Origin of the sequence: Streptomyces kunmingensis (assembly GCF_039533535.1) — a bacterium.
GTDB classification, from domain to species: Bacteria; Actinomycetota; Actinomycetes; order Streptomycetales; family Streptomycetaceae; genus Streptomyces; species Streptomyces kunmingensis.
Map to the genome: position 1 here is coordinate 156,451 of NZ_BAAATS010000016.1, position 13,903 is coordinate 170,353.

Sequence of the window (13,903 nt, forward strand, 5' to 3'; positions counted from 1 at the left end):
GACACGTGACTCTGCCCCGGCGACCGTCGTCCTTTGTAGGCTCGCAGCATGTTCAAGACGCACAAACCAGCAGGGGACGACGCCTGGGAGGGCATCGTCGAGGACAAGTCGCGGGGCATGCTCGACGGCGCGAACATGTACCACTTCGTCAAGGTCCGCACCGCTGACGGCGAGTCGACGAAGGTGCGTGTCGACCGCCGGCTCTGGAAGTCGGTCGCGGTCGGCGACCGCATCGTCAAGGAGAGAGGCAGCGAACCGGTCAAGGGGTGACCGCCGGCGAGGTCCTGCGGGCGTGCAGGACGCGGCCCTCCAGGGGGAGCGGTGTGTGGCCGACGAGGGTGAGGCCCGCGTCGGTGAGGAGCCGGGCGTAGTGCTGGGCGGTGCGTTCACGGCCGCCGACGTTGCAGCGCATGTGCAGGTCCCAGGCGGCGGCCAGGGAAGGGGAGCCGTCGGTGGGCAGCAGGCGTTCGACGATGAGGAGGTCGGCGTCGGCGGGCATGGCGCCGGCGATGTGGCGCAGGATGTCGAGGCAGCGTGCGTCGTCCCAGTCGTGCAGGATCCGGGAGAGCAGATAGACGTCCGCGCCGGGCGGTACGTCCGCGAAGTCGCCGGCCAGGAAGGTGCAGCGGCGGGCGTCGAGCCGGGGGCGCGCGGCTTCGATGACGTGGGGGCGTTCCAGGAGGACGGAGTCGAGGCCCGGGTGGGTGGCGAGGATGTGGGTGAGGAGTTCGCCGTTGCCGCCGGCGATGTCGACGACCGTGGCGCCTCGCGGCTTGCGGGCCGCGGCGGCGAGTACGGGGTGGGCGGGAAGCGGCTCGAACATGCGCCGGCTCGCGGCCATCGACCGGTCGAAGAGTTCGGCGAGCCGGGGGTCGCGCGCGAAGTGGTCGAAGTGGTTCGTGCCGAAGACGTGCTCGAAGGCGACCTGGCCGGTGCGCACGGTGTGGGTGAGCGCGGCGAAGGACTGGTAGAACGGGCCGCCGTACATCAGGGCCAGCGCTCGCATGGAGCCCGGATCGCCCGCGCGCAGCAGTGCGCCGGCGGGGGTGAGGCGGAAGCTTCCGGGTGCCTCTTCGGTGACGACGCCGAAGCCGGCGAGGTGGCGCAGCAGCACGCTCAGGCTGTCCGCGTCGGCGTCCACGGCGGATGCCAGCGTCCCGATGTCGACGGCCCGGTCGGTGTCCATCGCGTCGGGGACACGCAGGTGCGCGAACGTGGTCAGGGCCTGTGTGGTCCAGGCGCCCGTGAGCAGGCGCAGCATGGTTTCTGCGGGCTGGCCGGCGCGGAACTCCGCCAAGTGGGCGGCGAGTTGGTCGCGGTGGTCGCCGGGTGCGTACAGCTCGATGCGCCGGTAGTCGGCCTTGGACGTTGCGGGCGCGGCGAAGTAGAACACCGTGCCGTTCTCGTGCGGGTTGTAGCCGCCGCCGTCGGGCGCCGCTCCGTAGCGGGCGAACGAGGCGCGCAGGCCGCGTAGGACGAGCGGGTCAGGCGCCGCGACCTCGAAGGCGACGTGCGCCTCGTCGTGGTGGGCGCGTTCCCGCTCGGCGATGGCCTCGAGTCCGGAGCCCGGCGGCACGGTCAGGGTGAACACCTCGACCATGCGGGGCCGGCCGTCGCGGCCGTGCACGGCCGGGCGCAGGATGCCCACGTCGAGGTCGGCCGCGGCGCGATGGTGGCGCTGCGCGAGGCGGTCACGTACGACCACGCTCGGCTGCGGCGCCGCGCCGGGGAGCAGACCGCACTCGGTCAACGCGGCGTCCAGCGCCCGCGGATGCGGGGGGAAGAGGAGCAGCGCGGCGTGCGCGAAGCGGCATCGCTCCACCAGCGCGCGCAGTTCCGGACCGTCGAGCCCGGGCAGCAGGAGTGGCAGCAGGGTCTCGCTGTCCTGCTGGGAGACGAAGTCGACCGTCGCGCGCAGGCGCGACGTGTCGTCCGACAACGCCGTGATCATTACGGGGGAGTCCTCATTCCGGTGATGGGGTGAAGGGAGCGCGGAGGGCGGGGTCATACGCCGACGTAGCGTTCGGCGAACCAGTCCTGCTGGCTGCGCGAGGTGCGCAGGGCGGTCATGCGGGCGCGCCGCAGCCGGTCGTGGAACGGTGACTCGTGGTCCGCGCCGGACGCGCCGTGCAGCAGCCCGATCAGCCAGTACGAGAACTCCTGCGCGGGCCAGATATGGGAGAGGCAGCGGGCCGAGTAGGTCTCGAGCCCGGTGGCATCCCCGCGGGTGAGGTCGTCGATCAGGGCCAGGGCGAGGAGTTCGGCCTCCAGGACGGCGAGGTTGGCGCCCTTGGCGGCGGACGGGCTGATCAGGCCGGCGGCGTCGCCCGCCAGGAACAGGGCGCCGTGGCGCAGCGGTTCGAGTACGTCCGACTCGAAGTCGACGGTGTCGCGCTGCACGATGCGGCCGCGGCGCAGCGGCCCGTACTCCTTGGCGCGCATCCGCAGGTCCAGCTCGTCCCAGATCCGGTCCTCGGACCAGGCGCCCGGCGGGGTGCCGGGCTCGCACTGCAGGTAGTAGCGGGTGATGTCGGCGGTGCGGGCCATGTGTCCGGCGAACCCGCGCTCGTGCACGGCGTAGCCGACGGCGTCCATGCTGGGCGGCGCCTCGGCGAGCAGCCCCAGCCAGGTCACCCGGTGGTCGCGCCGGTAGCGGCGGACCGCTCCCTCGGGCAGGGAGCGCCGCGCCGCGCCGTGCCGGCCGTCGCACCCGGCGACGTAGCGTGCCCGCAGCCGGGACCGCTGCCCGTCCGCCGTGCGGACGCTCACCGTCGGTGCGCCGCTGTCGGCGTCGTGCACGGCGATCGCCTCGGTCTCGTAGCGGATGGCGCCCCCGGACTCCAGGAAGTGGTGCAACAGGTCGGTGACGAGGGCTTGTTGGGGATAGACGGTGTGCCGCTCGCCGAGTCCGAGCGTGCTGTAGTCGAGCCGGAACCGGCCGTCGTCCGTACGGAACTCGCAGGTGCTGTGGGTCTGGCCGTGCCGGTGCAGCCCGTCCGAAAGGCCGTGCCGGTCCAGGATCCGTACGGTGTTGGCGGCCAGGAATCCGGCCCGTGCCCGGGTCCGGATGTGGTCGCGGGTGGCCCGCTCCACCACGAGGCAGTCGATGCCGTGCGCCTGGAGCAGATTGGCGAGGACGAGCCCGGCCGGTCCGGCGCCGAGAACGACCACGTCGGCCGACTCGGCGGCGGCGGGCCTGTGTTGACTTTCTGTCACGGAGCGGAGCTTATGCACAGGAAAAGCACCCTCTCTCCACGATTCACCTGAATGCACGCATAGCGTTTTAAGTGGTGCGCAGAGCGTCCGAGTCGCGCGGGGCGCGGCGGATCGGCCGGGCCCCGCGTTCCTCGTTCAGGCTTACGGCAGTTGCCCGGTGTTGTCACGAGGAGCGGAGGGTGCCGGTACTGCGTGTCCGGTTCAGCTGGGGCGGGCGTGGCCGGTGGCGTAGGCGGTGAGGAACGCGGCCTCGACGTGGGCCATGTGCTGGATCTCGGTCGGGTCGACACTCTCGTTGGGGGCGTGGATGAGGCAGCGGGGTTCCTCGACCCCCATCAGGATGATCTCGGCCCGGGGGTAGGTGTCGGCCAGGACGTTGCAGAGCGGGATGGAGCCGCCCTGGCCGAGGTAGGCCAGTGGCTTTCCGTAGACCTCGCGCATGGCGTCGTCGAGAGCGGCGTAGGCGGGGCCGGTGGTCGAGGCCCGGAACGGGGCGCCGGTGCCTTCGGTCTCGACGGTGAGCTGAGCGCCCCAGGGGGCGGCAGCGGTGAGGTGGTCGGTGAGGGCGCGCAGCGCGGTGTCCGGGTCGGTGCCGGGCGGGATGCGCAGGCTCACGCGGGCCCGCGCGGCGGGAGGCACGGCGGCGGCGGACCCGACGACGGGTGGGCAGTCGATGCCGAGGACGGCGACGGCGGGCCGGGCCCACAGCCGGTCGGCGACACTGCCCGTGCCGGTGAGCCGGACGCCGTCGAGGACACCGGCGTCCTCGCGGAACTGCTGTTCGTCGTAGCCGATGCCGTCCCAGGTGCCGTCGCAGTCGAGGCCGTCGATGCGGGTGGCGCCCGTGGCGGGGTCGCGCAGCGTGGACAGCGTCTGGATCAGGGCCGCGAGTGCGTCGGGAGCGGGGCCGCCGAACATGCCGGAGTGGATCTCCCCCCGCAGGGTCCGCAGGGTGACGTGCACGTCGGCCAGGCCGCGCAGCGTGGTGGTGGCGGTGCCGGTGCCGACCTTGGCGTTGCCGGTGTCGCACACGAGCAGCGCGTCGGCGAGGAACTCGTCCTTGTGCCGGGCGACGTACTGTTCGAGCCCGCCGGTGCCCTGCTCCTCGGAGCCCTCCGCCACGAACTTGATGCCCACGGGCACCTCGTCGCCGAGCGCGCGCAGGGCGGTGAGATGCATGACGATGTTGCCCTTGCAGTCGGCGGCGCCGCGCCCGTACCAGCGGCCGTCGCGTTCGGTGAGGGCGAAGGGCTCGCTCGTCCAGGCGGCGTCGTCCAGCGGCGGCTGGACGTCGTAGTGGCAGTAGAGCAGCACGGTAGGCGCCCCGGCCGGGGCGGGTCGGTGGCCGAGTACGGCGTGCGATCCGTCGGGGGTCTCGGCGAGGTGCACGTCCTGCAGGCCCACCTCGGTGAAGGCGTCGGCGACCCACCGCGCGGCCTTGAGGCACTCCTCCTTCAGGTACTGGCGTTCGTCGGCGACCGAGGGGATGGCGACGAGTTCGGCCAGGTCACTGTGGGCGCGGGGCATGAGAGCCGCGATACGGGCTCCGAAATCGCCGCGGCCGGTGTGCTCGGTCATGGTCACCGCCTCACCGTGTCGTCGGTCTTGAGGTCGTCGATCCTGTCCTGGATCTTGTGGAGCCTGTCCGGGCAGTAGATCTCCAGGACCTTGGCCTCGGCCCGTACCGCCTGGCTGTCGGCGATGACGGGCCGCTGGCCCACGAACCCGGCCCCGTTGGACAGGTTGACCTTCCACAGCGCCGACTTCAGGGCGCCGGCCGGGTCCTCGCACACGGCGCCGCCGTCGGTGCCGAGCGAGCGGCTGATGGTGCCGGTGTCGGGGCGGCGGTAGCCGGCCGCTTCGGCGGCGTCCGCGAGCCGGCCGGCCTTCTCGGCGGCCTCGTCGGTGGCCTTGACACTCTGGTACTGGATGACGCCGACGACGGCGAGGACGACCAGGAGGAGGATGGCTCCAAGGTAGAGCCACCTGTGTTCCGAGGCGAACCGGGTGGGACTCATGCCGCGCCCCCTTCCTCGGCGGCCGCGCCGGTGGCGGGCTCGGGTCGGCGCCAGGACGGTCTGCGCAGCTTCAGGAAAGCGAGGGGGATGAGCAGTCCGAGAATGACCAGGCCGCCACCGATGATGCCGATGTACGAGAGCACGTTGCCGCCGCCGAACTGGGAGGGCGGTACGAAGCCGATGACGAGCGCGGCGACCGAGGCGGCGAATCCGACGGTGCACAGCACGCCGAGGGCCGGTGCCCGGTAGCCGCGGGGGTGGTCGGGCTGGGTCCTGCGCAGGCGCAGCGCCGCCACGAACATCAGCAGGTAGACGATGAGATACACCTGCGTGGTGATCGTGGAGAAGATCCAGTACACGTTGGACACGTTGGGGATCAGGGCGTACAGCAGGGCGATGACGGTGGTGACGACGCCTTGGGTGACCAGGATATTCTGCTGGATCCCGCGCTTGTTCAGCTTCTGCAGGTAGGGCGGCAGGTAGCCCTCGCTGCGGGAGATCTCCAGCAGTCCCTTGGAGGGGCCGGCCAGCCAGGTCAGCATGCCGCCGAGGGCGGCGGCGACCAGCATCACGGCGGCGATGGGCGTGAGCCAGCCGACGTGGAAGTGGCTGAAGAACGCGTCGAAGGCCTGCATCACGCCTGCCGTCAGGCTCAGCTGGTTGCCCGGGACGACCCAGCTGATGGCCAGGGCGGGCAGGATGAAGATCAGCAGGACCAGGCCCATCGCGAGGAACATCGAGCGCGGGTACTCGCGGGCGGGGTCCTTCAGGGAGGAGACATGGACGGCGTTCATCTCCATGCCCGAGTAGGACAGGAAGTTGTTCACGATCAGTACGAGGCTCGCCAGGCCCGCCCATTGGGGCAGCAGGTGGCTCGCGGTCATCGGCGCCGCCGACGGGTTGCCCTGCCCGAGGAAGACCAGGCCGAGCACGACGAGGATCGTACCGGGGACCAGCGTGCCGATGATCAGTCCCCAACTGGACAGCCCCGCAAGGGCCTTGGTGCCGCGCGAGGACACCCAGACGCCGGTCCAGTACAGCACCATGATCACGATGGCGGTGTAGAGGCCGTTGGAGGCCAGGGCCGGGTCGATGACGTAGGAGATCGTGCTCGCCACGAACGCGAGCAGGCTCGGATAGTAGAAGATCGTCATCGCGAACTGGCACCACACCGCGAGGAAGCCGAGCGGTTTGGTCAGCCCCTCGCTCACCCACCGGTACACGCCGCCGGGCCAGCCCGAGGCGAGTTCGGCGGAGACGAGCGCGGTCGGCAGCAGGAAGACGATCGCCGGGATCAGGTACAGGAACACACAGGCCAGGCCGTAGACGGCCATGGTCGGCGCGGCGCGCAGGCTGGCCACCGACGACGTCGTCATCAGCGCCAGCGTCATCCAGGTCATCAGCGGCGCGGCCGGTTTCGCCGCCGTCGGCCGACCCGTGCTGGTGGCACGAGGCCCGGGGGCCTGAGCCGGCATGTCCATGGAGCTCACGAGCACCCTCCCGTTACGGACCGGGCGCGCCCTTCGGACCAACGACGCCCTCACGGTGACAGCCTCCGGTCAAGGCGGGGGAGCGGCGCGTGGTGAGGGCCGAACGGGTGATGCCGGTCGACCCGTGCGGACGCGGCTGGGGTGCGCAGCAGCCGTCAGTGCCGGGCCAGTTGCCGCCGAGGAGTGCTGAGGACGGCGCCGGCCACGAGGCCCAGGGCGATGGCGGTGACGATCGAGACGAGCTTGAGCAGATCGGTGAATCCGGCGATGACATGGCCGCCCGCCAGGGTGGTCAGCCCGCGCATGCCCAGCGAGCCGACCGTGAGCGTGAAGAAGCCCGGGAGCAGCAGCACCGGGCGGGGCGGCATCGACGGGCGCCGGCTCAACAGGTTGGCCAGCGCTGCGAGGACGACCGCGGCGGCGAACGTGCCCGCCACCTCACCCGCCGCCTTCGTCACCAGGGACTGCACCCCTACGGTCACGTACACCAGCAACAGCAGGAGCGGGGCCAACCGGTAGGGGATCGCGAACGCCAGCACGGTGCCGACGGTGAAGATGATCCAGCCGCAGAACAGCGCCCAGCGCGGAAGGTCGGCCGCGGCCGCCACGTCGAACAGGCGCCGCGTGGAGGAGCCGGTGACCGCGACCCCGAGGAGCACGCCGACGTACAACTGGACCAGCAGGAACACCGCGTACACCAGGCGGATCGCACCGGTCGTCATCAGTCCCGCGCTCAGTTCGGCGGCGGCCGCGCTGAGATAGTCGCCGGGCACGAAGAAGAACAGCGCGGGCAGCATGATGAGCACCGGACCGCCATGGACCGGGGTGCGGGCGAAGATCTCCAGCGTGAGCACCGCCACCGTGAACGCGGCGAGCAGCGGCAGCAGCAGCGCCAGGCGCGGCAGGCGGTCGGCGGCCACGGCCAGCGCGGCCGACCACAGTCCGAGGACCGCCGTGGCGCCGATCTCCCACCAGGTCGGCTGCATCAACGGCGCGAACCCCAGGGCGAACAGGGTGATGCCCGCCAGTTTCCACCACGGTCCGTAGGGGGCCGGGAGCTCCTCGATCCGCGCCAGTTCGGCCCGCGCCCGCGGCAGCGGACAGCGGCCGTCGTCGATGGCGCGCACCAGGTCCTTGAGGGCCACGACCCGGTCGAGCCGGAACACCTCCGGCACCGCGCGCACCGTCACCGTGACGGTCGTCGGCGCGGGTGCGGGCGGGCGAACGCTGAGCACCGCGCCCTCCGGCACCATCAGGAGCGTCGTCGGGTGGCCGAAGGCGTCACCGGCCCGGCCCACGGTCTGCTCGATCAGGTGCGTTCCCTCACCGGAGCAGGACAGCAAGAGGCGCGTCAGCCGGGCCAGGAAGTCCACCGCCTGACCGTCCGGGCGGTACGCGGCGCTGTCGTCGTCAGGTGTGCCGGTCGGCTCCACAGTCCTACCTCCCGCTCGAGCGCCACAGCTGTGCCTGCATACCCTCATGCAACGGGGGAGCGCCGGGCACAGCCCGCGGGCGGGCGGCGAACGGGTGAAGCGGACTACGCGGCGTCACCCCACCATCAGCGCCGACGCCCGGGGTGCGAGGAAGTGGTCCATCACGAGAACGGCGGCCCCCTGCGCGGCCACGCGGTCGCCCACGGCGGATCCCTCGACCCGGACCTCCTCGCGCGCCGCCACGAGTTCGGCGGCGACGAGGTCCTGGAGGACGGGGAGGAACGCCGGGCTGAGCCGGTCCCAGAGCGGTCCACCGAGCACCACCCGTGGCGTGTCGAGCAGGTTGACCAGCACGCCGAGACCTACGGCGACCCTGCGTGCGGCGCGATGCAGGAGGCGGGCGGCGACGGCGTCCCCCGTGGCCGCGAGGTCGCACAGCGCGGAGCAGGCGTCGTCGACGGCCACGTGGTCGTTCAGGTTCGGGAGCAGCATCAGGCCCACGCGGGCGGCCTGGAGCACGAGGGCCTCGGGGACGCAGGCGGCGGCCAGACCACCGCGGCGCCCGCCCCACTCCAACTGCTCGGCGTCCGGGTCGACGAGCAGGTCACCGACCTCACCCATGTTGTTCCTGGCGCCGCGGACGACCTGGTTGTCCAGGACGACGGAGGCTCCCACGCCGGAGCCCAGGTAGAGGAAGACGAACGTGTTCGATGCCTCCTGGGAGCAGCGGAGTTCCGCCGTCGCGGCGGCGGTGACGTCCTTGTCGAGGAGGACGGGGAGACCGGTCGCCTCGTAGCTCGTCCAGCCCTGGTTCAACGAGCTGGCGCACACCCCGCTGTTCGTCTCCGACCCGCGTCACCCGCAGGGAGCGGGCCGCCGCCATGCGGGCCTGGTGCAGACGATCGACCTCGCACCGACGCTCCCGGAGTTCTTCGGCGTCGACCGCACCCCCGACATGCAGGGCCGCCCCCTGAGCGAGGCGTTCGACGACACCCTGGGGGAGGTGCCGCTGCGCGAATCCGCGCTCTACGGCATGTTCGGCGGCCACGTCAACATCACCGACGGCCGCTGGACCTACCTGCGCTCCTGCCACGACGCGACCAACCAGCCGCTCTACGAGCACACACTGATGCCCGTCCACGGACGAGGCCGCTTCGCCCCGCACGAACTCGTCGACGCCGAACTCGCAGACCCCTTCGACTTCACCAAGGGCCTCCGGACCCTGCGCGCCCCGGCCAGAACCGCCCCGGGCTTCGACCCCTACCGCTTCGGCTCGCTGCTGTACGACCTGGCCGACGACCCCCGGCAGGAGCGGCCGGTCGTCGACGACGAGGTGGAGCTGCGCATGATCCGCCTGCTGGTGCGCCGGCTCCGGGACACCGACGCGCCACCGGACCAGTACGAGCGCCTCGGCCTGCCCCGGGCACCGGAGGAGGTGACGAGCGCCCACCTTCAGGTCGCCGCCCATCGCGCGCGGCCGGAGCAGGAGGCGGCGCTCGGCCCGGCCCCGCGGGCGGACGAGTACCCCGAGGGGCGGCTCGGCCTGCGTACGCCGCTGGCCGTGCTGTTGTCCGACCCAGTGGCCGTGGAGGCGGTGCGCCGTTTCGTCCCCGGTCTCACCGACGCCGAGCTGCTGACCGTACGGAACTCGGTGTCGCTGCTCCAACTCTCCGCCGTCACCGGGCAGCCCGACCGGGGACAGTTGCTCGCTCTGGAGGCCGAACTGGCGCGCCTCTTCCCCAGACGCGAATGAACGTGCGGGGCAGCCCGTAGAAGGACCGCCCCGCACGCGACGCGCGTGTCAGCGCACAGGAGTCACAGTCGGGATCACGGGAAGGACGTGATCTTGGACGGGACGGTACTGGTGCCCGAGGTCGGGGCGCCGGTGTTGTTGACGACGTGGGCGTACTGACCCTTGCCGCCGAGCGAGATGACCTGGATGCTGTGCAACTTGATGCCCGACTTCACCGGGACCTGGAAACCGTGCTGCTGCACGATGCTCGGGTCGGACGTGAAGTTGCAGTAGCTGCCCAGGCCCCACGCCTCATGCGTGTTGACGCTGTCGGCGACCTTGTAGGCCGCGTAGCCGACGATGCCGTCGTGGGTGACGGCGGCGGCGTTGGGCACGTCGTACGCCTTCTCGTTCTGGAAGAAGATCGTGCGGCCGCGCTCGCCGTTCCAGAGCACGTCGTACTTGTTGAAGTGCTCCACGAACAGACCGGTGGTCAGGACGTCGTCGCCGTTGACGACGAGTCCGTAGTCGGCGCGGTTGGTCTCCCAGCCGACGCCTTCACCGTGGTCGGCGCGCCAGATCCAGGTGTGGTCGACGATCACGTCATCGCTGTTGACGACCACGGAGTTGGTGGCGAGGCCGGGGCCCGCGCCGCCGATCCGGACGAACACGTCCTGCATGGAGGTCGGGTTCACGGCGTGGTCGGCGCTCGCGCCGGTCCCGCCGATCTGAAGCAGCGTGTCGGACTTCTTGGTACCGGCGTCGATCAGGAAGCCGGCCAGCTTCACGCCGTCGACATCGGCGACGTGCATGGCGTCGACGCCGTTGTCGGGGACGATCGTGGCGAGCCCCAGACCGAGGACGACCGTGTTGGCGCGGTTGACGTCGATGGTCCGGTCGAGGTGGTACACGCCGGGCGTGAACAGGAGGTTCAGGCCCTGCGAGAGCGCCTGGTTGATGGTGGCCGCGGTCGCGCCGGGCTTGACGACGTAGAACTGGCTCAGCGGGAGCGAGGTCCCCGCGTTGGCGGGCCAGGACACGCCGCGCGCGTTGGTGCGCTTGGCGGGGACGAACACCTTGTACTCGTTGCCGTCCAGGTAGAGGAACGGCTTCTCGCGTGAGACGGGCGTCGTATCGAGGGTGGTGTACGGGCCGGTGTCGAAGTCGGTCGCCGGGGCGCCCTGCACACCGGAGAACGTCATGTTCCACACGCCGTTGGTCCAGCCGCCCACCGAGCTGTCACGGGTGTACCACTGCTGCTGCGAGTACGGGCCGACCGTGCCGTCGATCTTGGAGTCGGCTATGTAACCGCCCGAGGCCCACCCGTAGCCGTTCGGCGCCAGGTTGAGGCCGCCGGTGACGTGCATACGGCGGAACGGCGCGGCCTGGGCGACGGCCCAGCGGTCGGTGCCGTTCACCGGGTTGAGGGAGAGGTTCTCGGCGGAGCGCCAGAAGTTCTGCGTGGCGTTGCCGTTGAACCAGCCCGCGTCGACCGTGACATCACCGTTGATCTTCGTGTCGTCGGGGTTGAGACCGAGACCGGAGACCGAGGTGTAGAAGCCGAGCTGGGCGTTGATGTTGTTGTACGTGCCCGGCTTGAGCAGGAACTGGTAGCGCTGCGAGCCGAACTGGTTCGACTCCTGCTGGGCGAAGACCTGGTCGAACTTGGCCTGCAGACCCTGCGTGCCCGGGTCCACGACGATGACGTTGGGACCGAGGTCGCCGCCGCCCTCCACGGGCGGGGTACCGCCGCCGGAGCCGGTGTGCACCGCCACCTCCCACAGGGAGTAGCCGTAGGCGGTGGCGCGGGTCGTGCCCTGGACGCGCAGATAGCGGCCGGTGCCGCTCACGTCGTACGAGGCCTGGCCGCCGGTGCCGTTGGTGACGTCCTTCAGGGTCGTCCAGCTCTGGCCGTCCGCGGACGCCTGGATCTTGAAGGCCTTGGCGTACGCGGCCTCCCAGTTGAGGTCGACCTTGCAGATGCTCTGCGACGAGCCGAGGTCGACCTGGACCCACTGCGGATCGGACGCGGCGCTCGACCAGCGGGTGCCGTTGTCGCCGTCGAACGCGGCCGAGGCCGGGGTGCCGCCGTTCTCCGTGGAGGACGCGGTCGCCGGGCGGCCCTTGGCGGCGTTGGCGGTGGCGCAGGTGTCGGCCGGCGGGGTGCTCCCGGAGTCGCCGAAGACCTGGAACTCCCAGAGGGAGTAGCCGTAGGGGGTGGCGCGGGTGCCGCCGTACATACGGACGTAGCGGCCCTTGCCGGAGACGTCGAGGGTGTCGGTGCCGCCGTCGGAGGCGGTGACCGACTTGAGGTCGGTCCAGGTGCTCGCGTTGTCGGAGACCTGGATCTTGTAGTCCTTTGCGTAGGCGGCCTCCCAGTCGAGGACGACCTTGCTGAGGTTCGCCGACTGCCCCAGGTCGACCTGGAGCCACTGGGTGTCGCTGGCGGCGGACGACCAGCGGGTGCCGGTGTCGCCGTCCACGGCGGCCGACGCGAGCGTCCCGCCGTTCTCGGTGGAGGAGGCGGTGGCCGTCTTGCCCTGGGAGAGCGGCGCCTCGGCGGCGGCCGGAGCGGCAGCCGAGGTCTGGGCGGGGATGGTGAGCAGCGCCGCCGCCGTGGCGAGCGCGATCCCCAAGGATCTGTGTCTCATACGTGTCACTCCGTGCGGGGGTGAGGGTGAAGCGGCTCGGTGAGCCTTCACCAAGTGAGCGCACGTCCGGACCGACGGGCGCTGTGGAGCGCACCCCTGCCGCGAGCGGAAGGGGTGAACGGCTATATGAAACGGCTTAGTTCGAGCTTTGATTTAAGGGTCGAGGCAACTGTTCGGCAAGACCTCGGGAACGAATTATTTTCAGAACCCGAACGGACCGATCACTGCGCGAGACCCGCCCACCCCGCTCACCTGCCCAGATGCGGCGACCGGGGCGTCGGCGGCTTTACGTGTGCTGTCAGGAATTGGAGACGAATGCAAATGCTTGAAGTTGCTCGATTCGGCCCTATTCCAATCATGTTCACGCTCTTGACATGGTCGACAGGGCTCGATTTACTCCTCGTCATGCCGATGCCGAGCACTCGGCGCAGAGGTACGCCTAGCCGGTAGTTGGCCTTCGCCACGAGCCCGGACCGAGTCGCCAGGGCCGTGCTGTGTCCGAGGCGGGGACGTGCCCTCCATCTCTGGAGCTCTGCGATGAGCCTCAACCACGTAGTGCGCAGATCCCTGACCGTCTCCGCCGCCCTCGCGGCCGCGGCGGCGGCCTGTCTGGCCGTCCCCTCGTCGGCCTCCGCCGCGGCGAACGCGGTCACCCTGCCGCCGGCCCACGCCGGCTTCGACTACCAGATCGGCGGCGCCTACACCCCGCCGAGCGGAGTGAAGATCGTCAGCCGGGACCGGAGCGACGCCCCGGCCGCCGGCCTCTACAACATCTGCTACATCAACGCCTTCCAGGCCCAGCCCGACGCCGAGGGGGAGTGGGACGACGACCTGCTCCTGCGGGACGACAACGGCGACGTCGTCTACGACGGAGACTGGGGCGAGGCGGTCCTCGACATCCGTACCGCGGACAAGCGCAAGCGGATCGCCGCCAAGGTGAACGGCTGGATCGACGGCTGCGCGAGCAAGGGCTACCAGGCCGTCGAGCCCGACAACTACGACACCTACACCCGATTCCCCGACTACCTGACGGCCACGCAGGCGAAGGCGTACATCGCCCTCCTCGCCACCCACGCGCACGGCAAGGGCCTGGCCGTCGCCCAGAAGAACACCGGCGAACTGGCCGGCGCGGGCAAGGAGACCGGCCTCGACTTCGCCGTCGTCGAGGAGTGCGGCTACTACGACGAGTGCGGTGACTTCACCGCCGAGTACGGCAACAACGTCGTCGTCGTCGAGTACTCCGCGAGCGGGCTGAAGAACGCCTGCGCCAAGTGGGGCGACAAGCTGAGCATCGTCCGCCGGGACCTCGACGTCTCGCCCGCGGGCAGCAGCGGATACGTCCGTCAGACCTGCTGACGGTGGC

11 protein-coding genes are annotated in these 13,903 nt (G+C 70.8%); 3 read left to right on the top strand and 8 right to left on the bottom strand.

Going from position 1 to position 13,903, the window contains the following annotated elements; translation table 11 throughout:
• Window positions 1–48 precede the first annotated feature (48 nt).
• Window positions 49–270 carry a DUF7489 domain-containing protein gene (locus ABD366_RS19230; RefSeq protein WP_324777080.1) on the top strand — a complete coding sequence of 74 codons (222 nt, stop codon included), beginning with the start codon at window positions 49–51 and terminating at the stop codon, window positions 268–270.
• Here the strand turns inward: ABD366_RS19230 and ABD366_RS19235 are convergent.
• The 7 genes from ABD366_RS19235 to ABD366_RS19265 all read right to left on the bottom strand — a co-directional run bounded on the left by ABD366_RS19235 (window position 260) and on the right by ABD366_RS19265 (window position 8,988).
• Window positions 260–1,951 carry a methyltransferase gene (locus ABD366_RS19235; protein WP_324777079.1) on the bottom strand — a complete coding sequence of 564 codons (1,692 nt, stop codon included), beginning with the start codon at window positions 1,949–1,951 and terminating at the stop codon, window positions 260–262. The genes ABD366_RS19230 and ABD366_RS19235 overlap by 11 nt on opposite strands.
• A 53-nt stretch (window positions 1,952–2,004) precedes the next feature.
• Window positions 2,005–3,216, bottom strand: coding sequence for a 4-hydroxybenzoate 3-monooxygenase (locus ABD366_RS19240; RefSeq protein WP_411293912.1), 1,212 nt, complete (start codon window positions 3,214–3,216; stop codon window positions 2,005–2,007).
• Between the two features lie 201 nt (window positions 3,217–3,417).
• Window positions 3,418–4,794 (bottom strand): dipeptidase, encoded by a 1,377-nt coding sequence (locus ABD366_RS19245; RefSeq protein WP_324777077.1) that lies wholly within the window; start codon window positions 4,792–4,794, stop codon window positions 3,418–3,420.
• 2 nt (window positions 4,795–4,796) lie between these two features.
• The gene (locus ABD366_RS19250; RefSeq protein WP_324777075.1) at window positions 4,797–5,234 is read right to left on the bottom strand and encodes a hypothetical protein; all 438 of its coding nucleotides are present in this window, start codon (window positions 5,232–5,234) and stop codon (window positions 4,797–4,799) included.
• On the bottom strand, window positions 5,231–6,724 hold the full coding sequence (gene gadC, locus ABD366_RS19255; RefSeq protein ID WP_324777073.1) for a glutamate/gamma-aminobutyrate antiporter GadC: 1,494 nt from the start codon (window positions 6,722–6,724) through the stop codon (window positions 5,231–5,233). Before gadC ends, ABD366_RS19250 begins: the two co-directional genes overlap by 4 nt.
• A 155-nt stretch (window positions 6,725–6,879) precedes the next feature.
• Window positions 6,880–8,157, bottom strand: coding sequence for a threonine/serine exporter family protein (locus ABD366_RS19260; RefSeq protein WP_324777071.1), 1,278 nt, complete (start codon window positions 8,155–8,157; stop codon window positions 6,880–6,882).
• 114 nt (window positions 8,158–8,271) lie between these two features.
• Window positions 8,272–8,988, bottom strand: coding sequence for an ROK family protein (locus tag ABD366_RS19265; RefSeq protein ID WP_324777069.1), 717 nt, complete (start codon window positions 8,986–8,988; stop codon window positions 8,272–8,274).
• 61 nt (window positions 8,989–9,049) lie between these two features.
• Here ABD366_RS19265 and ABD366_RS19270 point away from each other — a divergent pair, with 61 nt between their 5' ends.
• The gene (locus ABD366_RS19270; RefSeq protein WP_324777067.1) at window positions 9,050–9,910 is read left to right on the top strand and encodes a hypothetical protein; all 861 of its coding nucleotides are present in this window, start codon (window positions 9,050–9,052) and stop codon (window positions 9,908–9,910) included.
• A 74-nt stretch (window positions 9,911–9,984) separates the two neighbouring features.
• Here the strand turns inward: ABD366_RS19270 and ABD366_RS19275 are convergent, their stop codons facing one another.
• Window positions 9,985–12,540 (bottom strand): discoidin domain-containing protein, encoded by a 2,556-nt coding sequence (locus tag ABD366_RS19275; RefSeq protein WP_324777065.1) that lies wholly within the window; start codon window positions 12,538–12,540, stop codon window positions 9,985–9,987.
• A 537-nt stretch (window positions 12,541–13,077) separates the two neighbouring features.
• Between ABD366_RS19275 and ABD366_RS19280 the strand changes: the two genes are divergently transcribed.
• The gene (locus ABD366_RS19280) at window positions 13,078–13,896 is read left to right on the top strand and encodes an endo alpha-1,4 polygalactosaminidase (protein ID WP_324777063.1); all 819 of its coding nucleotides are present in this window, start codon (window positions 13,078–13,080) and stop codon (window positions 13,894–13,896) included.
• Window positions 13,897–13,903: the final 7 nt, after the last annotated feature.

Excerpts from the sequence above, each read along its gene's own strand:
- ABD366_RS19250 (WP_324777075.1), bottom strand. The coding sequence starts at position 5,234 with ATGAGTCCCACCCGGTTCGCCTCGGAACACAGGTGGCTCTACCTTGGA.
- ABD366_RS19235 (WP_324777079.1), bottom strand. The coding sequence starts at position 1,951 with ATGATCACGGCGTTGTCGGACGACACGTCGCGCCTGCGCGCGACGGTC.
- ABD366_RS19280 (WP_324777063.1), top strand. The coding sequence starts at position 13,078 with ATGAGCCTCAACCACGTAGTGCGCAGATCCCTGACCGTCTCCGCCGCC.
- ABD366_RS19275 (WP_324777065.1), bottom strand. The coding sequence starts at position 12,540 with ATGAGACACAGATCCTTGGGGATCGCGCTCGCCACGGCGGCGGCGCTG.
- ABD366_RS19245 (WP_324777077.1), bottom strand. The coding sequence starts at position 4,794 with ATGACCGAGCACACCGGCCGCGGCGATTTCGGAGCCCGTATCGCGGCT.
- ABD366_RS19230 (WP_324777080.1), top strand. The coding sequence starts at position 49 with ATGTTCAAGACGCACAAACCAGCAGGGGACGACGCCTGGGAGGGCATC.